17 protein-coding genes are annotated in these 22,991 nt (G+C 67.1%); 6 read left to right on the top strand and 11 right to left on the bottom strand.

Annotation, left to right across the window (positions count from 1 at the left end):
• Positions 1–141 precede the first annotated feature (141 nt).
• From JHL17_RS34765 to JHL17_RS34730, 8 genes are all read right to left on the bottom strand, one after another.
• On the bottom strand, positions 142–2,514 hold the full coding sequence (locus tag JHL17_RS34765; RefSeq protein ID WP_200199224.1) for a mechanosensitive ion channel family protein: 2,373 nt from the start codon (positions 2,512–2,514) through the stop codon (positions 142–144).
• A gap of 214 nt (positions 2,515–2,728) precedes the next feature.
• Positions 2,729–3,406, bottom strand: coding sequence for a TetR/AcrR family transcriptional regulator (locus tag JHL17_RS34760; RefSeq protein WP_200199223.1), 678 nt, complete (start codon positions 3,404–3,406; stop codon positions 2,729–2,731).
• A 123-nt stretch (positions 3,407–3,529) separates the two neighbouring features.
• Positions 3,530–4,549 (bottom strand): TRAP transporter substrate-binding protein, encoded by a 1,020-nt coding sequence (locus tag JHL17_RS34755; protein ID WP_200199222.1) that lies wholly within the window; start codon positions 4,547–4,549, stop codon positions 3,530–3,532.
• Between the two features lie 50 nt (positions 4,550–4,599).
• Positions 4,600–5,880, bottom strand: a complete 1,281-nt coding sequence (locus JHL17_RS34750) for a TRAP transporter large permease subunit (RefSeq protein WP_200199221.1) — start codon at positions 5,878–5,880, stop codon at positions 4,600–4,602.
• A gap of 12 nt (positions 5,881–5,892) precedes the next feature.
• The gene (locus JHL17_RS34745; protein WP_200199220.1) at positions 5,893–6,507 is read right to left on the bottom strand and encodes a TRAP transporter small permease; all 615 of its coding nucleotides are present in this window, start codon (positions 6,505–6,507) and stop codon (positions 5,893–5,895) included.
• A gap of 58 nt (positions 6,508–6,565) precedes the next feature.
• Positions 6,566–7,474, bottom strand: coding sequence for a shikimate dehydrogenase (locus JHL17_RS34740; RefSeq protein ID WP_200199219.1), 909 nt, complete (start codon positions 7,472–7,474; stop codon positions 6,566–6,568).
• Positions 7,471–7,920: a type II 3-dehydroquinate dehydratase gene (gene aroQ, locus JHL17_RS34735; RefSeq protein WP_200199218.1), complete on the bottom strand. Its 450-nt coding sequence runs from the start codon at positions 7,918–7,920 to the stop codon at positions 7,471–7,473. The genes JHL17_RS34740 and aroQ overlap by 4 nt, the downstream gene beginning before the upstream one ends.
• 40 nt (positions 7,921–7,960) lie before the next feature.
• Complete coding sequence (locus tag JHL17_RS34730; RefSeq protein ID WP_200199217.1) at positions 7,961–9,877, bottom strand: bifunctional sugar phosphate isomerase/epimerase/4-hydroxyphenylpyruvate dioxygenase family protein; 1,917 nt, start codon at positions 9,875–9,877, stop codon at positions 7,961–7,963.
• 448 nt (positions 9,878–10,325) lie between these two features.
• On the opposite strand from JHL17_RS34730, the gene JHL17_RS34725 reads away from it, so the two are divergent.
• Entirely contained in the window at positions 10,326–11,012 is a 687-nt protein-coding gene (locus JHL17_RS34725; RefSeq protein WP_200199216.1) for a dienelactone hydrolase family protein, read from the top strand.
• A gap of 61 nt (positions 11,013–11,073) precedes the next feature.
• Here JHL17_RS34725 and JHL17_RS34720 read toward each other — a convergent pair whose 3' ends face one another.
• The 3 genes from JHL17_RS34720 to JHL17_RS34710 all read right to left on the bottom strand — a co-directional run bounded on the left by JHL17_RS34720 (position 11,074) and on the right by JHL17_RS34710 (position 13,077).
• Positions 11,074–11,796: a protein-methionine-sulfoxide reductase heme-binding subunit MsrQ gene (locus JHL17_RS34720; RefSeq protein ID WP_247894035.1), complete on the bottom strand. Its 723-nt coding sequence runs from the start codon at positions 11,794–11,796 to the stop codon at positions 11,074–11,076.
• A gap of 2 nt (positions 11,797–11,798) precedes the next feature.
• On the bottom strand, positions 11,799–12,746 hold the full coding sequence (gene msrP, locus JHL17_RS34715) for a protein-methionine-sulfoxide reductase catalytic subunit MsrP (protein WP_200199215.1): 948 nt from the start codon (positions 12,744–12,746) through the stop codon (positions 11,799–11,801).
• A gap of 121 nt (positions 12,747–12,867) precedes the next feature.
• A complete protein-coding gene (locus JHL17_RS34710) occupies positions 12,868–13,077 on the bottom strand; it encodes a hypothetical protein (RefSeq protein WP_200199214.1) in 210 nt (69 codons plus the stop codon).
• Between the two features lie 487 nt (positions 13,078–13,564).
• Between JHL17_RS34710 and JHL17_RS34705 the strand changes: the two genes are divergently transcribed.
• The 5 genes from JHL17_RS34705 to JHL17_RS34685 all read left to right on the top strand — a co-directional run bounded on the left by JHL17_RS34705 (position 13,565) and on the right by JHL17_RS34685 (position 22,986).
• Complete coding sequence (locus tag JHL17_RS34705) at positions 13,565–19,492, top strand: HAMP domain-containing protein (RefSeq protein ID WP_247894034.1); 5,928 nt, start codon at positions 13,565–13,567, stop codon at positions 19,490–19,492.
• Positions 19,489–21,915: a response regulator gene (locus JHL17_RS34700; protein WP_247894033.1), complete on the top strand. Its 2,427-nt coding sequence runs from the start codon at positions 19,489–19,491 to the stop codon at positions 21,913–21,915. Before JHL17_RS34705 ends, JHL17_RS34700 begins: the two co-directional genes overlap by 4 nt.
• A 64-nt stretch (positions 21,916–21,979) precedes the next feature.
• Positions 21,980–22,354, top strand: a complete 375-nt coding sequence (locus JHL17_RS34695) for a hypothetical protein (protein ID WP_200199213.1) — start codon at positions 21,980–21,982, stop codon at positions 22,352–22,354.
• An 87-nt stretch (positions 22,355–22,441) separates the two neighbouring features.
• Entirely contained in the window at positions 22,442–22,711 is a 270-nt protein-coding gene (locus JHL17_RS34690; RefSeq protein WP_200199212.1) for a DUF5985 family protein, read from the top strand.
• Positions 22,711–22,986, top strand: coding sequence for a DUF5985 family protein (locus tag JHL17_RS34685; RefSeq protein ID WP_200199211.1), 276 nt, complete (start codon positions 22,711–22,713; stop codon positions 22,984–22,986). Before JHL17_RS34690 ends, JHL17_RS34685 begins: the two co-directional genes overlap by 1 nt.
• Positions 22,987–22,991 lie beyond the last annotated feature (5 nt).

The following is a 22,991-nucleotide window of genomic DNA, read 5'->3' as shown; positions in this document are numbered from 1 at the left end:
ATGGAAGGCCGGCGCCTCAGTGGGGCGCCGGCCTTTTTCACGGTATCCGGTCGGAGGTGTCGGATCGGATCGCGTGACGTCGGAATCGCCGATCGCCAGACGTCGCCCGACGCTTAGGGTCCGGCCGAGGGCTTGGGCCTGCTACAGCGCGCCCTTGCGCCGGCCGGCCGCAGCCTCGGCGTCCAAGGCGTCCTCGCCGAGCGTGTGAAGGACGGCGCCGGCGGCCAGGGTTCGCGCCTCTTCCCCGATCGGGCCACCGGTGGGGTCGGTCGCCGTCGCCTCGGCGGCGAAGCGGACCGTCACCTCGCGGTGGGCGAAGCGGATGCCCTCCCGGCGGAACAGGGCATGGAGTTCCTGGAACACCCGCTTGCGGATCTCCCACTGGTCGCCGGGCCGGGTCATGAACTTGACGCGGAGGATCATCGCCGAATCCTCCATCTGGATGACGCCCTGCGACTTCAGCGGCTGCAGGAACTTCGGTCCCAGGTCCGGATCGTCGAGCAGCGCCTCCCCGAGCTGCTTGATGTGCTTGCGGACCTTCTCGACATCGGTGTCGTAGGTGATGCGCAGCGGCAGCTTCATGATCACCCAGTCACGCGAATAGTTGGTCAGCTGGTGGATCTCGCCGAAGGGAACGGTGTGCAGCGGCCCGCGATGGTGGCGGAGCTGCATCGATCGCACCGAGATCTTCTCCACCGTGCCGCGGATCGACCCGATCTCGATGTACTCGCCTTTGCGGAAGGCGTCGTCGATCAGGAAGAAGGCGCCTGAGAAGATATCGCGGATCAGCGTCTGCGCACCGAAGCCGATGGCGATGCCGGCGATGCCGGCTCCGGCGAACAGCGGCGCGATGTTGACCCCAAGCTCCATCAGCACGCTGATCAGGATCGCGCCGACGATCGACAGCAGGAAGAAGTTGCGCACCAGCGGCAGCAGCGTCGCCAGCCGGCTGGCCGAGCCGTGGCCGCTCCCCTCGTCGCCGGGAACGGTGCCGGGCACCGGGCCTTCCTCGGCGATCCGGCGGTCGATGCCGATGCGGACGCCATGATAGGCGACGTAGCCGATCAGGCAGACCGTCATGATGCTGACGAGACGATCGGCGGCATCGCCGTGCATGCGCGGGACGTTCCACACCGACAGGGTCACCGCCACCCCGGCCGCGGCGGCGAGGATGCCGGCCACCCGCCGGGCCAGGGCCTCGTAGCTGTCGAGGGTGGCGGCGCGCGGGGCGTCCGCGGGCTCGCCGGTGTCGTCGCGGTCCCCGTCCTTGCCGTCATCCAGCGGCCGCCACAGGGTCCGCCGCTGGTGGAACAGCCATTCGGTGGCGTAGGTGACGGTGGCGTAGACGGCCAGGATCGCTCCGGCCACGGTGTAGGCCCCGAGCAGCAGCGGCAGTTCGGTCGGCCAGCCCAGGATAAGGCGGTTGACCAGCGTGGCCCAGGCGTAGGCGAAATAGACCACCACCACCGGAAACCACAGGCGCAGGGTCAGCCGCTCCAGCGTGGCGACCGTTCCGGCCGGTCGGCCGGCGAGGAACGCGCGGTCGACCGTCCGCCGGTTGGCATACAGCGCGCCGAGCGTCGCCAGCACGGTCAGCAGGCCGAACAGCGCCACCAGCACCGCATGGGGATCGTAGGGCATCCCCAGCGCCTCCAGCCAGATGGTGGCGATCATCAGGGCGACGCCGAAGGCGCCGCTGGCGGTCAGGTCGCGCCGCATCCGGCGGACGGCCGGGGCCAGCCCGTCATCCGCCCCCCGGCCAATCCCCGGGCCGGTTCCAGGGCCAGTCCCCAGGCCCATCGCCGTACCGGGGGGCAGCACCAGCCGCCAGAACAGCGCGATGGCCCAGACCAGCAGATAGCCGACGCCGGTGAGGATGGCGGTCTTCTCGGTCATCGGTGTCGGCTCGGGGGTCAGCGCGGTGGCGAGCCCGAAGCCGATCACGGTAGCGAGGATCATGCCGCCCAGCGTCAGCAGCGTGTGGGCCACCAGGCGGGGAAACCGGGCGGCCAGCACCGACCCGCCCGGCCTTGGTTCGGCGGGACGCGGCAGCAGGCGGCGGGCGACGGGCCGCTCGTAGACGAGATGCTGCGCGCCATGGCCGACCGCCATCGAGGCGATGATCAGGCCGATGATCCGCAGGAAATGGACGGGCTCGCCGGTCGGGCTCTGGGCCGCCAGGGTCGTCGCGATGGCCGAGGGGATTTCCGGCGTGGCGCGCAATCGCTTGGCGAGCTTGCCGCGGAATCCCGCCATGCGGTCGCGCCCCTCGCTGAGCATCAGCATCATCAGGCCGTCGGCAGCGCTCGTGGAGGCCGGAGGTGGCGCCGCAGCGGCGGGTGGAGCCTGCGGCGATGATGTCTCGGTCGATGGTGTTTGCGGCGATGGTGTCTGGGCCGATGCCGCGGCGGCCGACAGCAGGGCCAGCAGCAGAAGCGGCGCGGCGACGCGGAATCGGACCGGCCACCGGAAACGCAGGTGGAGGGCGCGGGTGAGGAGCAGGGCGGTCGGCATGGCGTGGCGTCGCGGAGCGTGGCGTTCAACCCCGCCAGAGTAGCGCAGATTGCGCATCCGGGAAGCGCCTCATGCCCAGCTCGGGACTGAATTGGGATTTTGCTCTTGGGGGTGCCAAGTCGGCCGTGCTGGCGGTTCGCCACGTCGACGACAGGCTCCGGACCGGGATCGCCGTCGCCATCCCGGTCCCCGTCGAGGCGAAGTGCCGACAGGGTCAGGCGGCGGGTGTTTCGGCCTTCAGCAGGCTGACGATGGCGTCGCCGATCATCCGCTTGTGGCGGGCGCGCGTATCGGTGGCGGCCAGATCCTGGTGGAAGATCAGATTGAAGGTGTGGCGGTTGGAGACGCGGAAGAAACAGAAGGCGCTGATCATCAGATGCAGGTCGATGGGCTGAATATCCGCCTTGAAGACGCCGCCGGCCCGGCCGCGCTCCAGGATGCGGGCCAGCGTGTCGATGACCGTGATGTTGAGGTTGCGGATCGCCTTGGATTTCTTCATGTGTTCGGCGTGGTGGATGTTCTCGATGCTCACCAGACGAATGAAGTCCTCGTGCCGCTCCTGGTAATCGAAGGTGAAGTCGATCAGCGCGCGGATCGCCGCCTCCGGTTCCAGGTCCTGCAGGTTCAGCTGGTTCTCGATGGCGCGGATGTCGCCATAGGCCTTCTCCAGCACGGCAAGATACAGCTCCTCCTTGCCGCCGAAATAATAATAGATCATGCGCTTGGTGGTGCGGGTGCGCGCGGCGATCGCGTCGACCCGGCCGCCGCTGAAGCCCAGCGAGGAGAATTCCTCCGTCGCGACCTCCAGTATGTCCTGGCGGGTGCCTTCGGGGTCGTTCTTCCGACTTGGCTTGGCCTTGCGGTTCGTCTCGGTCGCGTCGTCCGCGCTCATTCCCTGTCCCATGCTGATGCGGCGCGCCGGCGCCTCCGTTGCTGGTGATGAACGAACTCGGACGAAAGCTCAATCCCGGAGTGGGGAGCGGATGCGTGCCCGCTCCCCCCGTCGCCTTGCGCGTCAGTTGGATGCGCGCTTCTTCTCGATCGTCGCATAGGCTTGGCTGACCAGCGCCTCGCCGATCTCGCCCTTGTACTTCTCGACCACCGGCTTGACCTTCTCGCGGATCTTGCCGAGTTCGTCGGCCGGCAGCTCGTCGATGACCATGCCCTTGGACTTCAGCGAGGCCAGCGCGTCGGCTTCCTGATCGCGCGACAGCTTGCGCTGGAAGACGGTGGCTTCGGCGGCGGCGCTCTGGAACAGCGCCTTCTCGTCGGCGTTCAGCGTGTCCCAGAACTTCTTGGAGACGATCAGAGACTGCGGATTGTAGATGTGCCGGGTGATCGTCATGTATTTCTGGACTTCGTTGAACTTGGTCAGCTCGATGGTCTTGGCCGGGTTCTCCTGCCCGTCGACGGTGCCGGTCTCCAGCGCGCTGTAGAGTTCGGGGAAGGCCAGCGGAACCGGGTTGGCGCCGAGCGCCTTGAAGATGTCGATGTAGATCGGCGTCTGGATCACCCGGATCTTGAGGCCGGCGATGTCGGCGGCGGTCTTCACCGGCCGGCGGTTGTTGGTCAGGTTGCGGAAGCCCAGATCCCAGAAGCCCAGCCCGACCAACCCCTTCTCCGGCAGCTTGGCCATCAGCTGCTCGCCCACCGGGCCGTCCAGCAGGGCGTCGGCCTCGGTCGCGCTGTTGAACAGGAAGGGCAGGTCGACCAGGGCGAATTCCTTGGCTTGGCTGACGAGGATGCCGGCATTCATCACCGACATCTCGACGATGCCGCCCTGCATCGCCGAGACGGTCTGCACGTCGCCGCCCAGCGTGCCGCCGGGGAACAGCTTCACCTTGATCTTGCCGCCGCTCTTGGCCTCGACGATGTCGGCGAATTTCTGGGCGCCCTGGCCCTGCGGGTGCTCCTTGACGTTCTGGAAGGCGAACTTCACCGACCGGTCCTTGTACTCGGCGGCACCGGCGGCACCGGCGAACAGCAGGCCGGGCAGCAGCAGGCCGGCGAGCAGGGACTTCATGCGCGTCTTCATAGGGTTTCCTCCGGATTTTTTCTTGAGAGAGCAGGGAACTGGAGAGCGGATCAGTGGCTGAGCCAGGCGGCCGGCACCATGACCAGCGACGGGAACAGGGTCAGCAGGAACAGGACGAAGAGCTGCACCAGCATGAAGGGCCAGACGCCCCGGATGACGCCCTCCATGCTCACCTTCGAGACGCCGCAGACCACATTCAGCACGGTGCCGACCGGGGGCGTGATCAGGCCGATGGCGTTGTTGATGATGAACAGCACACCGAAATAGACGGGGTCGATTCCGGCCTGCTTGCACACCGGGACCAGGATCGGCGTCAGGATCAGGATGGTCGGCGTCATGTCCATCGCCGTGCCGATCGCCACCACCAGCGCCATCATCGCCAACAGCAGCAGGGTCGGGCTGTCCATCAGCGGCTCCAGCAGGTCGGTCACCATGCCCGGCAGGTTGGCGACGGTGATCAGCCAGGACGACACCAGCGCCGCCGCCACCAGGAACATGACGACGCTGGTCGTCTTCGCCGCTCCCAGCAGGGCCGGATAGATGTCGGCCACCGACATTTCGCGATAGACGCAGACGGCAACGAACAGCGAATAGACGGCGGCGACCACGGCGGCCTCGGTTGGGGTGAAGACGCCGAACTTCAGGCCGACGATGATGATCACCGGCAGCATCAGCGCCCACACGCCTTCGCGCAGGATCGCCAGCACCTCGCGCAGCGAACGGCGCGGCGGCGGGGTCAGGTTCTCCTTGCGCGACACATACCACCAGGCGCCGCACAGGCCGACGGCCAGCAGGATGCCGGGGAAGATGCCGGCCAGGAACAGCTTGGTGACCGAGACGTTGCCGGCCACGCCGTAGATGACGAAGCCGATGGACGGCGGGATGATCGGCGCGATGATGGCGCTGGCGGAAATCAGGCCGGCCGACTGGTTGCGGTCATGGCCGGCGGCCACCATCATCGGCACCAGCAGGGTGGCGAGCGCCGCGGCATCGGCCACGGCGGAGCCGGACAGGCTCGCCATCACCGTCGCCGCCAGGATGGCGACGTAGCCCAGCCCGCCGCGGATATGGCCGACCATCGCCATGGCGAGGTTGACGATGCGCTTGGCGAGGCCGCCGGTGTTCATGATTTCGCCGGCCAGCATGAAGAAGGGCACGGCCATCAGGGGAAAGCTGTCGGCACCGTTGATCAGGTTCTGCGCCACGATCTGCGCGTCGAACAGGTCGAGCTGGATCATCAGCGCCACGCCGCACAGCAGCAGGGCATAGGCGATCGGCATGCCGATGGCCATGGCGCCCAGCAGGGAGCCGAGGAAGATGGCGATGGTCATGGCCCGGATTCCTCAGCGGCTGGAGGCGGTGGCGGAGGGCAGCGGCGGAACCACATCCCGTTTGGTGCCCTGATGCGTCCGGTGTCCGCCGGTGTGGGCGCCATGGGCTGTCGCCTCCGGCAGATCCTCCGATTCCGAGACCATCACGAGGTCGCCGTCGGAGATTTTGCCCGTCAGCAGCAGATACAGCTCGTGCAGCAGGATGGCGCCGGTCGACAGGCCGAACACCACGCCGATGCCGTACAGCAAGCCCATCGACAGGCCGGTGGCCGGTGCCTGGGCGCTCCAATTGATCAGGGTCTGGGTCCAGCTTCCCTGGAGCACCAGCCAGGTGACCCACAGCATCAGCCCGCAGCTGAGCACCGCGCAGGCCATCTTGCCGGTCCGCGGCAATCGCGCCACCAGGGCGTCCACCCCCAGATGCGCGTGCTCGCGCAGGCCCAGGATGGCGCCGAGGAAGCACATCCAGACGAAGAACAGGCGCGACAACTCCTCCGACACCGTGATGCCGCTGTTGAAGGCGTAGCGCAGCACGACATTGCCGAACACCAGCACGACCATGCCGGCCATGCACAGCGCCATCAGGATCTTGATGAGGGTGAAATAGGCCTCGACCAGCGGTCTCATGCGGTCCTCCCCGTGCCGGCGGTCCTGCCGGCTTCTTCGTGTCGATTGGGGTCGAGTATCAAGTGGCTGGCGCCTTGGCGTCCATCGACGCGAAATGCGCGCGGATGCGTTCGGCATCGGGAGAAACCCCGGTGAACAGGCGGAAGGCATCCACCGCCTGGAAAACCGCCATGCCGCCGCCGTCCAACGTCCGGCAGCCGATCGCCCGCGCGGTGTGCAGAAGTTCGGTCTCCAACGGGAAATAGACGATCTCCGCCACCCACAGCCGGGGGTGCAGCATGTCGGCCGGCAGCGGCAGGCCCGGGAACTTCGCCATGCCGGTGGGCGTGGCGTGGATCAGCCCGTCCGCCCCGGCCACCGCGCCGCGCAGGCCGTCCTGGCCGGTGATCGCAAGGGCCCGTCCGGCGCCGAAGCGGTCGTTGATCTGGTTGGCCAGCGCTGCCGCCCGTGCCGGCTCGGCGTCGAAGATGTCCAGCCGGCCGGCCCCGAGATGGAAGGCGGCATGGCCGACCGCCGCCCCGGCCCCGCCGGCGCCGAGCAGCACCACCCGGTCCATCGGCACGCTGCCGAGGCCGCGGCGGAAGCCTTCGGCGAAACCGGAGCAATCGGTGTTGTGACCGACCCGCCGGCCGTCCTTCAGCACGACGGTGTTGACGGCGCCGATGGCGCGGGCGTCGTCCGACAGCTCGTCCAGCAGCGGAATGACGGCCTGCTTGCAGGGATAGGTGATGTTCAGGCCGGTATAGCCCAGCCGCTCGGCTGCCGACAAAAGTTCCGGCAGCGCATCGGGGCCGAGGCCGAGGCGGTCGAGGTCGATCAGCCGGTAGAGGCAGCGGAGACCGAGCGCATCCGCCTCGCGCTCGTGCATCGCCGGGGTGCGGGAAGCCTGGATGCCGGCGCCGATCAGCCCGGCGAGAATGGATGTGGCGACGGGGGCTGCCGGTATTGATCGGGAGATGGCGTTCATCGCGGGGCGGTCTCCAGCAGGCGGGCCATCCGCTGCAGGGCCAGCGTGTAGCCCTGGGTGCCGAAACCGCAGATCACCCCGGCGGCGACGCGCGAGACATAGGAGAAATGGCGGAATTCCTCGCGCCGGTGGATGTTGGAGATGTGAACCTCCAGGATCGGGAAGGCGCAGGCCGACAGCGCGTCCATCAGCGACACCGAGGTGTGGGTCAGGCCGGCCGGGTTGATGACCAGCCCGTCCACCGTCTCGCGTGCCTCGTGGATCCAGTCGATCAGGACATGTTCGGCATTGGACTGGCGGAACTCGACTGCGAGGTCCAGGGTCCCGCCGGTGCGCCGGCAGTCCGCTTCGACATCGGCCAGCGTCTCATGCCCGTAGATGTGGGGCTCGCGCTTGCCCAGCAGGTTCAGGTTGGGTCCGTTCAGGACCAGGATCGGGCGGCTCATCGGCAGGCATCTCCGGATAAACGCACTGTTTCGTTCATTTTCAGTCGAGATAGAGCTCGGGCCGGGCGCCCTCGCGGAGCTGCGCCTGCACCGCCATGCGGATGGCCGCGTTGACGGCACCGAACTGGCGGTATCCGCCGCGCCGTTCCACAACCTCGAAGAAGAAGCGGTCGTCGAAGCTGTCGGTGTAGGCATGCAGGAACTCGCCGCCCGCCTCCCCTTGGCCGTCCCGGTCATACAGCAGCTCGCGCTGCTTCAGCCCGTCCAGCGCCTTGTCGTCCAGCGGATGCTTGACCGCCAGATCGTCGTAGTAATTGGCGGGGATCGGCAGGAAGGGCGCGCCGGCGGCAAGCCGGTCCTCCACCAGGGTGGCGGCGTCGGCGGTGGCGAAGGCGACGTGATGGACGCCGGCCCCGGAGGTCGCGCTGACGAAGCGGCCGGTGGCGGTGCGCCGGCTTTCGGAGATGTTCAGCGGCAGCCGGACGCCATGGCCGGGCTCGGCCTCCGGGCTCACCAGCGCCCGGCTGCGGATCAGGCCGTAGGGGTCGGGCAGCTCCCACAGGCTTTCCGGCACGAAGCCGAAGACCGTGCGGTAGAACAGCACGAAGCTGTCCATCCGGCCGAAGGGCAGGGCCTGGGCGACATGGTCGATGCCGAGCAGGGGCTGCGTTGCCGACGGCAGTTCGGCGAACAGGTGGAAGTCGTCCTCCCAGATGCTGCGCCGGGCTTCCTTGTCGTCGACCAGGTAGATCAGCGTGCCGTCGGGCGCACGCAGAGCCGGGATGCGGCGTTCGCCGTCGCCGACCCGCTCGCGCCACAGCACGCAGCGCAGCGCCTCGGCGCGGGCGATGGCGCGGGCCGCGTCGTCGACCTTGAAGGCCATGGCGCAGACCGAGGGGCCATGCATCTGGAAATGTTCGGACGCCGCGGAGTCCTCCTCGCTGTTCAGCACGAGGTTGACGCCGCCCTGCCGGTAGAGATCGACATCCTTGGAGCGGTGGCGGCCGGCATGGTGGAAGCCCAGCGAGGAGAGCAGGCCGGACAGCCGCTCGCGCGCCGGGGCATCGACGGCGAATTCCAGGAACTCGATCCCGGAACAGACCGGCGGGGCGGGCAAACCGGAACCGTGGCCGGCTTCCGCCTCCGCATGGATCAGCGAGCGCAGCCCGTCGAGTGCGGTCAGGCGGGCCGGCGCGGCGCGGAACTCGTCGTTGAAGACTTCCAGCGACAGCGGTCCGCGATAGCCCGACCTCAGCACCGCATCCAGGAATCCCTGGACCGGCAGGGCACCCTGTCCGGGGAAGTTGCGGAAATGCCGGCTCCAGGACAGCACGTCCATCGACAGTTTCGGCGCGTCGGCCAGCTGGACGAAGAAGATGCGGTCGCCCGGCAGCTCGGCGATGCCGGACGGGTCGTCGTCCAGCGCCAGCGTATGGAAACTGTCGACGATCAGCCCCAGGGCCGGGTGGTCGGCCTGCCGGACGATGTCCCAGGCCTGACGCCAGCGGTTGACGTGCCGCCCCCAGGCCAGCGCCTCGTAGCCGACGCGCAAGCCCCGGCGGTGCGCCCGCTCGGCCATCTCGGCGAGGTCGGCGGCGGCGCGGGCCGGGTCGTCGATCGCGGCCGGCTGGACATTGGAGCAGACCAGCACGAGATCGGTGCCGAGCTCCTGCATCACGTCGAACTTGCGTTCGGCGCGATCGAGGTTGCGAACCCGGATCGGGTCGGGCATCGCCTCGAAATCGCGGAAAGGCTGGAAGATGGCGATCTCCAGCCCCAGTCCCGAGGCGATGCGGCGGACGTCGGCCGGCGACCCGTCGAAGGTCAGCAGGTCGTTCTCGAAGATCTCGACCCCGTCGAAGCCGATGGCGGCGGCAGCCTCGAGCTTCTCCGGCAGGGTGCCGCTGAGTGAGACGGTGGCGATCGATTTCTTGAAGGTCAGAGCGCTGGACGGCATGGCAGTCCCTTGGGCAGCGGCAATTTGTTTGTAGACACAAACGTACCAGTTCGTACATTTGCTCGCAAATGATTTGTTTTGCTGACGATAAGTAGCTGAAACAACGCAATTTCAGCCGGAAAGGGCGATTACAGAACGTTGATAGCGAAAATCGCCCTTGACAAGCGGATCGTCGAAGACGCCACCTTCACGTCCCCTCGTCCAGCCAGTCCCATCCTGATCCGTGACGTCCGGTCCGGAGCGGCAGCCGCCATCCACAGCCACGACGGGCTGGGTGGGTGAGCGCAGGTTCGCTGATGGAACCGATCGCGAAACAAGAATATGGATGGAAGGGAATATGACCATCGCGCCGGCCTGCTGCTCAGTCGCCGATTGCCACGCTGTTCCAGAGCCTTATGATTGCGGGCAATGACCGCCTGGACGGTCTTGCGAGATGAGGGTTCGGGACATGAATGACGCCATCATGGGCCAAGCGGCCGGTTGGATCGAGCTGACGGCGGCGGACGGCCACCGGATGCGCGCCTATCGGGCGCCGGCCAAGGTCGAGGAGATCGGCCGCCTGATCGTGGCGCCGGAGATCTTCGGCATCAACCATCACATCCGCAACGTGTGCGACGGCTTCGCCCAGCAGGGCTTCACCACCGTGGCGCCGGACCTGTTCGACCGGGCCGAACGTGGGGTGGAACTGCCCTATGACGATGCCGGCATCCAGCGGGGCATCGCGCTGAAGGGGGCGGTGTCGACCGCCGATGCCCTGCAGGACGTCGCTGCGGCACTGGCCCACCTGGGCGGTGACGGGTCGGCGGCCATCGTCGGCTATTGCTGGGGCGGCAGCATCGCCTGGGCCGCGGCTGCGACGCTGCCGGTTCGCGCGGCGATCGGCTATTACGGCGGGGAGATCGGCAAGACGCTGGACAGCGCCCCGCGCGTACCGACGCTGCTGCATTTCGGCGAGCAGGACCACGGGATCCCGCTGTCGGTCGCCGAGGGCGTGCGGTCGCGTTATCCGTGGGTGCCGGTCCATGTCTATCCCGCCGGCCACGGCTTCAACTGCGACGAGCGGGGGAGCTTCCATCCGGAAAGTGCCGTGCTGGCGCTTCGCCGGACCGTGGGGCTGCTGCGGGCGGTGTTTTAACGTCGAGCGGATGCTTGTTGAAGCATCCGCTCGACGCCGATCGTTTGATTTTCCGGGCGAGTCACGCTTCAGAGGACCCGGTCTGAACCGACCGCACTCTAACCGAGGCCGTCCTGGCCTGCCGCGTATCCTTCCGCTGCCCGAGCCGGACCGGCCAGCGGCGGAAGGCCAGCAGCCCGATGCAGATCAGCCCATAGACCAGCGGCGCCGTCTGCCAGCCCTTCACCAGCATGACGAAGTGCAGGCAGCCGGCCAGCCCGGCGACGAACACGCACCGGTGCAGGGCGCGCCAGCGCTTGCCGCCCAGCCGCTTCACCATCCCGTTGGTCGAGGTGGCGGCCAGAGCCGTCAGGATCAGGAAGGCGCCCATGCCGACGGTGATGTAGGGCCGCTTGACGATCTCCTTCCAGATCGCCGCCCAGTCGAAGAACTGGTCCAGTCCGATGTAGGTGGACAGATGGACCAGCGCATAGAAGAAGGCGAAGAGCCCCAGCATCCGGCGGAACCGCGCCAGCCCTGCCACCCCGGTCAGCATCCGCAGCGGCGTCAGCGCCAGCGCGATCAGCAGGAAGCGCAGGGCCCACAGCCCGCTGGCCTTCACGCTTTCCAGCACCGGCTCCGCCCCCAGCTCGCCCGTATAGGCGAGCCAGACGGTCCAGACCAGCGGGACCAGGGCCAGCGTGAAGACGGCGGGTTTGGCCCAGCGTGACCCGAGTGCCGTGTTGGCGGCGCCGCGAAAGTCGATTCCGCGGGTGGCGGCCTCCGGGGAGATGGGGGTGGACATGGTCAGTAATTCGCCTTCAGGTCCATTCCGGAATAGAGCGATGCGACCTCTTCGCCGTAGCCGTTGAAGGGCAGGGTCTTGCGGCGGGAGAAGTCGCCGACCCGCCGCTCCGTCGCCTGGCTCCAGCGCGGATGGTCGACCTCCGGATTGACGTTGGAGTAGAAGCCGTATTCGCGTGGCTGCGACTTGTTCCAGGCGGTCGCCGGCTGGTCCTTCACCAGCGTGATCTTGACGATCGACTTGATCGACTTGAAGCCGTATTTCCACGGCACCACCAGCCGGATCGGGGCGCCGTTCTGGTTGGGCAGCACCTCGCCATACATGCCGACGGCCAGCAGGGCCAGGGGGTGCATCGCTTCGTCCAGCCGCAGCCCCTCGGTATAGGGCCAGTCGAGCACCCAGGAGCGCAAGCCCGGCATCTGCTTCGGGTCGTTCAGGGTCTGGAAGGCGATGTATTTGGCGTTCGCGGTCGGCTCGACCCGCTTCAGCAGCTCGGCCAGCGGGAAGCCGACCCAGGGGATCACCATCGACCAGCCTTCGACGCAGCGCAGGCGATAGATGCGCTCTTCCATCGGGAATTTCAGCAGGTCCTCGATGCCGATGGTCATCGGCTTGGCGACCTCGCCGCCGATGGCGATTTCCCAGGGCCGGGTCTTCAAGGTGCCGGCATTCTCGGCGGGATCGCTCTTGCCGGTGCCGAATTCGTAGAAGTTGTTGTAGGTGGTGGCCGATTTCATCGGCGTGGTCGGATCGAACTTCGGATCGGCCGGCTTGATCGTGGTCTGCGCCTCGAAGGCGGCGGCCCACGCGTTGCGGCTCCAGATCGGCAGGCTGCCCAACGCCAGTGCGGCGGCGCCACCGACCATCAGGCTGCGGCGCGACAGGAACAACTCCCGCGGCGTCACCTCGTCCTCGCGTGCCTGCGACGCGGTGGGAAACTTGAACAGCATCGACCCTCTCCCGAACGGACCATTCCTGCCACTAACCATAGGTCCACGGCAGGCCGTCGGCAAATCACGCGATCTACACGATTGCGTGAGCGGGCATGTTGAAGGGACGATTCGCGCCGGATCAGCGCCGGCCGAGGGGGATCACCACCGCCGGTCCGCCGAATCCGCCGCCGCGCGCCGCACGCGCAGCCGGAAAAGGCAGGATGTCGGCCGGTGGGCGCGGCGGACCGAGCATCGGCAGCCTGGGCATCTCGGCGAAAGATTGGGCCAAGGTCATGCCTTGATGGCAGGCGCGCATCCAAGAGAACATGCAGCACATCGACGCCTGCATGGTAAATGTCCATAGATTCATCGCCAAGCCCCGGGCTGTGATGACGGTCGGATTTATTTCACCCCGCGGGAAATGGCTGGTGCCGAAAAGTCCCGCCTTGGGTGGATCCATAACGACGCGGACCGATGAATCGTTCCGACTCCTGACCGTTGGATGGCAGCCAGCCCATAGGGGTAAAGGCGTGACAAAGCACGCCAAGCCCAAGAAACGTCGATATCAGCCCTAAGTCATAGGCATAGCCCTTAGGCGGGAACTCCAGATATCTACGAAAGGCTAAATTGACCCGAATCGCCTTTACTTCATCGTGCGGGACTGTAGGACTGCGCTGTCACTCGCCAGGCTGGGGTGGGGTGCGCAGGGTCCTGTGTGGGGCATTCGATTTTCCGGTTGTGGTGGCTTGCATTTTCTTCGACCGCGCTGGGGAGCGGTCCTGAACGATGGGCGAAGCGCGGTCCATGGTGGGCAGGCGCGCGGATTGGGGAATGGCATGACGGCGATGGTCGAGACCGCGGACGCGTTGGATCCGAAGGTTCTGCTGATGGCCCTGCGGCAACTGCGCAAGGGCGAGTTCTCGGTGCGGCTGCCGCTCGACCTGACGGGCATCGATGGCGAGATCGCCGCTGCCTTCAACGACGTGGTGGAACTGAACCAGAACTTGACCACCGAGGTCAGCCGGCTCAGCGTCGCCATCGGCAAGGAAGGGCGCATCAGCCAGCGGGCCAAGCTGAACAATGCGTCCGGCGGCTGGGAAACCTGCGTCGACAGCATCAACACGCTGGTCGGCGATATGATCCAGCCGACGACGGAAATCGCCCGCGTCATCGGCGCCGTCGCCAAGGGCGACCTGTCCAAGACCATGGCGCTGGAAATCGAAGGCCGCCCCCTGCAGGGCGAGTTCCTGCGCACCGCCCGCAACGTCAACACCATGGTGGATCAGCTCGTCACCGTCACCACCGAGCTGACGCGCGTGGCGCGCGAGGTCGGGATCGAGGGCAAGCTGGGCGGTCAGGCCCAGGTGAAGGGCGTCGCCGGCACCTGGAAGGATCTGACCGAGAACGTCAATGTGATGGCGGCGAACCTGACCGGTCAGGTCCGCAACATCGCCGAGGTGACGACGGCGGTCGCGAAGGGCGATNTCGCCGAGGTGACGACGGCGGTCGCGAAGGGCGATCTGTCGAAGAAGATCACCGTCGACGTGAAGGGCGAGATCCTGGAGCTGAAGTCGACCATCAACACCATGGTGGACCAGCTGAACAGCTTCGCCTCGGAAGTGACGCGCGTGGCGCGCGAGGTGGGCTCCGAAGGCAAGCTGGGCGGCCAGGCCAAGGTCGAGGGCGTCGGCGGCACCTGGAAGGATCTGACCGACAACGTGAACATGATGGCGGAAAACCTGACCGGTCAGGTCCGCAACATCGCCGAAGTGACGACGGCGGTCGCGAAGGGCGACCTGTCGAAGAAGATCACCGTCGACGTGAAGGGTGAGATCCTGGAGCTGAAATCCACCATCAACACCATGGTGGACCAGCTGAACAGCTTCGCTTCGGAAGTGACGCGCGTGGCGCGCGAGGTGGGTTCGGAAGGCAAGCTGGGCGGCCAGGCCCAGGTGCAGGGCGTCGGCGGTACGTGGAAGGACCTGACCGACAGCGTGAACATGATGGCGGCCAACCTGACCGGTCAGGTCCGCAACATCGCCGACGTCACCACCGCCGTCGCGACGGGCGACCTGTCGAAGAAGATCACCGTCGACGTGAAGGGCGAGATCCTTGAGCTGAAATCCACCATCAACACCATGGTGGACCAGTTGAACAGCTTTGCTTCGGAAGTGACGCGCGTGGCGCGCGAGGTGGGCTCCGAAGGCAAGTTGGGTGGTCAGGCCAAGGTGGAGGGCGTCGGCGGCACCTGGAAGGATCTGACCGACAGCGTGAATCTGATGGCGGCGAACCTGACCGGCCAGGTCCGCAACATCGCCGACGTCACCACCGCGGTCGCCAACGGCGATCTGTCGAAGAAGATCACCGTGCCGGTGAAGGGCGAGATCCTGGAGCTGAAGAACACCATCAACACGATGGTGGACCAGCTGAACAGCTTCGCCTCGGAGGTGACGCGCGTGGCGCGCGAGGTGGGTTCGGAAGGCAAGCTGGGCGGCCAGGCGCAGGTCCGGGGCGTCGGCGGCACCTGGAAGGATTTGACCGACAGCGTGAACGCGATGGCGACCAACCTGACCGGTCAGGTGCGCAACATCGCCGAAGTGACGACGGCGGTCGCCAACGGCGACCTGTCGAAGAAGATCACCGTCGACGTGAAGGGCGAGATCCTGGAGCTGAAGTCGACCATCAACACGATGGTGGACCAGCTGAACAGCTTCGCCTCGGAGGTGACGCGCGTGGCGCGCGAAGTGGGTTCGGAAGGCAAGCTGGGCGGTCAGGCCCAGGTGAAGGGGGTTGCCGGCACCTGGAAGGATCTGACCGACAACGTGAACGCGATGGCGACCAACCTGACCGGTCAGGTGCGCAACATCGCCGAGGTGACGACGGCGGTCGCCAACGGCGACTTGTCGAAGAAGATCACCGTCGACGTGAAGGGTGAGATCCTGGAGCTGAAATCCACCATCAACACCATGGTGGACCAGCTGAACAGCTTCGCCTCGGAAGTCGCCCGCGTGGCGCGCGAGGTCGGCATCGAGGGCAAGCTGGGCGGTCAGGCCCAGGTGAAGGGGGTTGCCGGCACCTGGAAGGATCTGACCGACAACGTCAACATGATGGCGGCCAACCTGACCGGTCAGGTCCGCAACATCGCCGAAGTGACGACGGCGGTCGCCAAGGGCGATCTGTCGAAGAAGATCACCGTCGACGTGAAGGGCGAAATCTTCGAACTGAAATCCACCATCAACACCATGGTGGACCAGCTGAACAGCTTCGCCTCGGAAGTGACGCGCGTGGCGCGCGAGGTGGGTTCGGAAGGCAAGCTGGGCGGTCAGGCCAAGGTCGAGGGTGTCGGCGGCACCTGGAAGGATCTGACCGACAACGTGAACATGATGGCGGCCAACCTGACCGGCCAGGTGCGCGGCATCGCCAGCGTCGTCACCGCGGTCGCCGACGGCGACCTGAAGCGCAAGCTGGCGGTGGACGCCAAGGGCGAGATCGCGGCGCTGGCCAGCACCATCAACGGCATGATCGACACGCTGGCGACTTTCGCCGATCAGGTCACCAACGTGGCCCGCGAGGTCGGCATCGAAGGCAAGCTGGGCGGTCAGGCCCGCGTGCCGGGCGCCGCCGGGCTGTGGAAGGATCTGACGGAAAACGTGAACCAGCTGGCCGCCAACCTGACCACCCAGGTGCGCGCCATCGCCGAGGTCGCCACCGCGGTGACCAAGGGCGACCTGACCCGCTCGATCACCGTCGAGGCGATGGGCGAGGTCGCGGCGCTGAAGGACAACATCAACGAGATGATCCGCAACCTTCGCGACACGACGCTGAAGAATGCGGAACAGGATTGGCTGAAGACCAACCTCGCGAAATTCACCCGCATGCTGCAGGGCGAACGCGATCTGGTCACCGTCTCCAACATGATCCTGTCGGAGATCGCGCCGCTGGTGAACGCCCAGCACGGCGTCTTCTACGTCGCCACCCGCGACCGCGACGAGCCGCTGCTGGAGCTGGTCGCCTCCTACGCGCTGAAGGAGCGCAAGAACCTGTCCAACCGTTTCCACCTGAAGGAAGGCCTGGTCGGGCAGTGCGCCTACGAGAAGAAGCGCATCCTGCTGACCAACGTGCCGCGCGACTATGTCGCCATCAGCTCGGGCCTCGGCGAGGCGCCGCCGCTGAACATCATCGTCCTGCCGGTGCTGTTCGAGGACGACGTGAAGGCGGTGATCGAACTGGCGAGCTTCGGCCGCTTCAGCGAGACGCACCAGAGCTTCCTGGAACAGCTGACCGAGAGCATCGGCATCGTGCTGAACACGATCGCCGCCAACATGCGCACCGAAGGCCTGCTGAAGCAGTCGCAGCGCCTGACCACCGAGCTGCAGAGCCAGCAGGAGGAGCTGACGACCACCAACGAGCGGCTGGAACAGCAGGCCGCCTCGCTGCGCAAGTCGGAAGAGCTGCTGAAGGCCCAGCAGGAGAAGCTGACCACCACCAACGAGGCTTTGGAGGAGAAGGCCGAGCAGCTGGAGAAGCAGAACATCGAGGTGGAGCGCAAGAACCGCGAGGTCGTGTTCGCCAAGGCGGCGCTGGAGGAGAAGGCCGAACAGCTTTCCCTGACCTCCAAATACAAGTCGCAGTTCCTGGCGAACATGAGCCACGAGCTGCGCACGCCGCTGAACAGCCTGCTGATCCTGTCCAAGCTGCTGGCCGACAACCCCGACACCAACCTGTCCGACCGTCAGGTGGAGTTCGCCCGCACCATCCATTCCGCCGGTTCCGACCTGCTGGGCCTGATCAACGACATCCTCGACCTGTCGAAGATCGAGTCCGGCACCGTGACTCTGGAGATCGGCGAGGTCGTGCTGGGCGACCTGCGCAACCATGTCGAGCGCACCTTCTCGCAGCTGGCGCAGGAGAAGAAGCTGGACTTCACCATCGAGATGGACGCCGCACTGCCCGCCAGCGTCCAGACCGACGAGAAGCGGCTGGCCCAGGTGCTGAACAACCTGCTGTCCAATGCCTTCAAGTTCACCGAGAGCGGCGGCATCACCTTCCGCGTCGCCCCGGCGACGGGAGGGTGGAGCGCGGCGCACCCGACGCTCGACGCGGCCTCGTCGGTGCTGGCCTTCACCGTCATCGACACCGGCATCGGCATCCCGGAGGACAAGCAGCGCATCATCTTCGAAGCGTTCCAGCAGGCCGACGGCACCACCAGCCGCAAATACGGCGGCACCGGCCTCGGCCTGTCGATCAGCCGCGAGATCGCCCGGCTGCTGGGCGGCGAGATCCGTGTCGCCAGCACGCCCGGCAAGGGCAGCGCCTTTACGCTCTTCGTTCCGCGCAGCTACGACATCGTCGCCGATGCCGCCGTTCCGCTGGGAGCTTCCGCCATCGCCGCAGCCAGCGCCGCCATGCCGTCGGCCGGGCTCCTGCCCAAGCGGACGGAGACGGCGACCCGGCCGGTGGTGGCCTCCGGTCCGCAGGAGGGGCTGGCCCTCCTCGACCTGCAGCCGGCCGGCGACGACCGCGAGCGCCTGCGCCCCGGCGAGCCGGTGGTGCTGATCGTCGAGGACGACAACACCTTCGCGTCGATCCTGATCGATCTGGCACGGGAGAAGGGCTTCCGCACCCTGCTGTCCAGCGGCGGGGCGGCGGCCTTGCCGCTGGCGCGCAAATACCGGCCGGACGCCGTCCTGCTCGACATCGGGCTGCCGGACATGGACGGCTGGGCGCTGCTCGACCTGCTGAAACGCGATCCGCAGACCCGCCACATCCCGGTCCACGTCATCTCCGCCAAGGACGAGCGGCGGCGCGGCCTGTCGATGGGCGCCTTCGACTATTCGGAAAAGCCGGTGGAGCGCGAGGCGATCTTCGATGCCCTGAACCGGGTGAAGAGCTTCAAGGAGCGCGATCACCGCAAGCTGCTGGTGGTGGAGAAGGACAGCCTGCAGCCGGGCGCCGTCGCCGCCCTGATCGGCAACGGCGATGTGGAGACGCACACCGTCACCTCGATCGAGGCGGCGATGGCGGCGCTGACCGCCGACCGCTTCGACTGCATGGTGCTCGATCTGTCGAGCCCGACCCTGGCCGGCCCGTCCCAGGCGGATTTCGAGCTGGTCGAATGGCTGCGCACCCGCGACACGCTCGCCTGGATGCCGGTGGTGGTCTATGCCGCCCCCGACATCCTGGTGGAGGACGAGGCGCGGCTGCGCCGCCTGGCCGAGACGGTGGTGCTGAAGAACGCCCGCTCGCCGGCCGGATTGCTGGACGAAACCGCGCTGTTCCTGCACCGGGCCGTCGACCGGCTGCCCGACGAGAAGCGCCGCAGCATCCTCGACCTGCGCCAGCACGACCCGGCGTTGGCCGGCAAGCGGGTGCTGGTGATCGACGACGACATCCGCAACATCTTCTCGCTCGCCAGCGTGATGGAGGCCCACAAGATCGAAGTCCTGCATGCCGAAAGCGGCCGAGAGGGGATCGAGCGGCTGCGCGCCGACCCGGCGGTCGACGTCGTGCTGGTTGACATCATGATGCCGGAAATGGACGGCTATGAGACCATGCGCACGATCCGCAGCATCGACGAGTTCCGCGGCCTGCCGATGATCGCCGTCACCGCCAAGGCGATGAAGGGCGACCGCGACAAATGCATCGAGGCGGGGGCGACCGATTACATCGCCAAGCCGGTGGACATCGATCATCTGCTCTCCCTGCTGCGCATCTGGACCGCCAAGGGCGGCAGGCCGCAACCGCGCGGCGGAGCTTCGGCATGACCCGGCGGACGTCGAGACCGGCGCGGGCGGCGCGGCGCGTGCCATTTTCCCAGCCGCCGGCCTTCCCGGTGCCGGCGGCCCGCCGGTCGCGACTGCTCGGCACCACCAGTTTCCAGCCGCCCGACGGAGACACCGTCCGTCCGGCGCTCTGCGCGCCGGCCATGGCGCCCGATGCGACGCCGCCCTTGCCGGCGGCCGCTCCTGCCGGCGGTCCGGTGCTGCAGGCCGCCGCTCCTGCGGGATGGGAAAGCGGGATCATGACCACCGATTCATATCCGCAGCCCGACAAGTGCGACGTCGCCATCCTGGTCGTCGACGACGACCCGCGGAACCTGTTCGCCGTGCGCGAGACGCTGGAGGATCTGGGGGCGCAGCTCGTCCTGGCGAAGTCGGGGGAGGAGGCGCTGAAGCACCTGCTGCGCCAGGACTTCGCCCTGATCCTGCTGGACGTCCACATGCCGGGGATGGACGGCTACGAGACGGCGGAACTGATCCGCCTGCGGGAGAAGTCGCGCCATATCCCGATCATCTTCCTGACCGCCATCAACAAGGACGAGACGCATATCTTCCGCGGCTATGCCAGCGGTGCCGTGGACTACATGTTCAAGCCGGTCGACCCGCAGATCCTGAAATGCAAGGTGTCGGTCTTCGTCGACCTCTACCGCAAGACCGAGGAGGTGAAGCGCGAGGTCGAGGCCAAACAGCGCCTGCTGGACGAGAACGAGCGGGTCCGGCGCGAGATGCGGCAGGCCGAACAGGCGCTGCGCCGGTCGGAGGAGCGGCAGGCGCTGATCCTGGGCCAGCTTCCCATCGTGCTCTACACCGCCGACCTGACGCCGGGCATTCCGTTCCGCTACCTGTCGGACACGACGGAGACGGTGCTGGGCTGTCCCGCCGCCCGGTTCACCGAGGATCCCCATTTCTGGGAATCGGGGCTGCATCCGGATGACCGCGGCCGCGTTCTGCGTCAGCTGGAATCGATCCACGAAACCGGCCTGACCACGGTGGAGTATCGCTGGCGTCGCCCGGACGGTGGCGAGCGCCATCTGCTGGACCAGGCGGTGTTGGTGCGCGACGAGGAGGGTGTGCCGACCGAACTGTTCGGCACCATCCTCGACGTGACCGAGACGCGCCAGGCCCAGCACCAGCTCGCCCATGCCCAGAAGATGGAGATGGTCGGGCAGCTCACCGGCGGCATCGCCCACGACTTCAACAACATGCTGATGGTGGTGATCGGCAGCCTGGAACGGCTGGTGCCCGGCCTCGCCGACGATCCCAAGGCGGCCAGGCGGGCGGAGATGGCGCTGCAGGCGGCGCTGCGCTGCTCCGACATGACGCGGCGCCTGCTGACCTTTGCCCGCCGCCAGCAGCTGCATCCGGAGCCGGTGGATCTGGGCGCGCTGGTCGCGGGGATGGGCGAGCTGATGGAGCGCACGCTGGGCGGCGGCGTCGCCATCGCCATCGAGGCGCAGCCGGCCGATGGCGAACCGCTGTGGACCGCGGCGGTCGACCGCTCGCAGGCGGAATCGGCGCTGCTGAACCTCGTCATCAACGCCCGCGACGCCATGCCCGGCGGCGGCACCCTGCGCATCCGCACCGGGAACACCCGCTTCGCCGAGCCGGTGACCGCCCACGGCATGTCGGTTCCGGCCGGAGACTATATTCTGCTGTCGGTGTCGGACAGCGGCTGCGGCATGGCGCCCGAGGTGCTGGACCGCGCCTTCGAGCCCTTCTTCACCACCAAGGAGGCCGGGAAGGGCACCGGTCTCGGCCTTGCCATGATCCATGGCTTCGTCAAGCAGTCGGGCGGGGCGATCGGCATCGACAGCACCCCCGGGTCCGGCACCACTTTCCGCCTCTATCTGCCGCGGGCGGCAATGGACGCGGCGCATGGCCCGGCCTCCGACGAGGATGGAACCGACGAGGCGTTGGCCGGCCGCGGCGAGACCGTTCTGGTGGTGGACGATGACGCCGACGTGCGCGCCGTCGCCGTGCAGGCGGTGGGGGCGCTTGGCTATCGCGTGCTGGAGGCTGACGGGGCCGCCGCGGCGCTCGCTCTGCTGGACCGCCAGCCGGTCGACCTTCTGTTCACCGACATCGTCATGCCGGGTGGCTTGAACGGGCGCGAACTGGCGCTGGAGGGGCTGCGCCGCCACCCCTCGCTGCGCGTCCTGTTCGCGTCGGGTTATGCCAATGGAACCAGTGCGCCGGGGCCGGAGGCCGGCGCGTCCACCGCCACCGACGGCAGTGCCGATCCCGGTGCCGTGCTGGGGGCCGTGCTGAGCCGGGCGGAAACGCTGGCGAAGCCGTACCGGGACGGTGTTCTGGCCCGTGCCCTGCGGCATGCGCTGGATGTACAGAGCCCCCTCGTGCCATCGGACGTACCGGCTGACGGGCCGGCGGAGGTCGTCCGGGGTCGATGAGGGGGGATGGAGGGCGGCGCCGCCCCGCGCCGCCGGTCGTGCATATCAGGTCAGGTTCTGGTTCATGGTTTTGTCCGAAGACGCGCTTACCCTGCTCAGAGGTTCGATCCGGTCCGTCTGGGCGTTGGAACTTCTTCTTCTTCTGCGCCGAAATCCCGACCGCGACTGGTCCAATGGTGAACTGGTGAGTGAACTGCGGGGCAGCGATGTGGTGGTGCAGGAGGCGCTGGGTGGTTTCCTTGGCGCCGGTCTGCTGGTGGCGCTGGCGGACGGCCGGCACCGCTACCAGCCGGCGGCCCCGCTTCTGGACCAATGGGTGGAGGAGATCGAGCAGGCCTATGCCAGCCGGCCCTCCGCCATCATCCGCGAGATCTTCTCGGCTCCCGGCAACAAAGTGCAAATCTTTGCCGATTCCTTCCGTTTCCGCCTCAATGATTGACATCGATGACTGAAATGACCGCCGCTTTCCGAGTCAGGACTACGTTCCGTTCCCTTCGCGGCAAGATCGGGAACGGGGAGCGCTGAGATGGACGTCCTGAAATCGGCGGTCTATCTGCTGTGCTTTGCCGCCAGCCTGCTGTGCATGGTCCTGCTGTTGCGCAGCTATCTGCGCTCGCGCAGCCGGCTTCTGCTGTGGAGCACGCTGTGCTTCGTCGGGCTGGCGGTCAACAACCTGCTGCTGTTCATCGACGTGGTGGTCCTGCCGACGCAGGTCGATCTGCTGCCGCTGCGCCAGTTCTCCGCCATGGCCGGCGTCGGGGTGCTGCTGTACGGCTTCATCTGGGATGCCGAGTGATGCTGCCGACCACCTCAAGCTTCTTCACCGGGGCGCTGGCGGCGTTCTATGCGGTCGCCGGGCTGTTCTTCCTCAGCTTCTGGAGGCGGACGCGCGACGCGCTGTTCGCCAGCTTCGCGCTTGCCTTCGCCCTGCTGGCGCTGAACCAGACCGTCCTGGCGCTGGGCGGGCTTGAGCGCGAGGAGCAGAGCTGGGTCTATCTGCTGCGCCTTCTGGCTTTCCTGCTGATCATCGCCGCCATCGTCCGCAAGAATCTCGAAGGGCGTCGGCGTTGACCGAC

Source organism: Azospirillum endophyticum (assembly GCF_016595245.1).
In the GTDB taxonomy this organism is placed as follows: Bacteria; Pseudomonadota; Alphaproteobacteria; order Azospirillales; family Azospirillaceae; genus Azospirillum; species Azospirillum endophyticum.
This window is presented reverse-complemented; position numbering and strand designations above follow the sequence as displayed.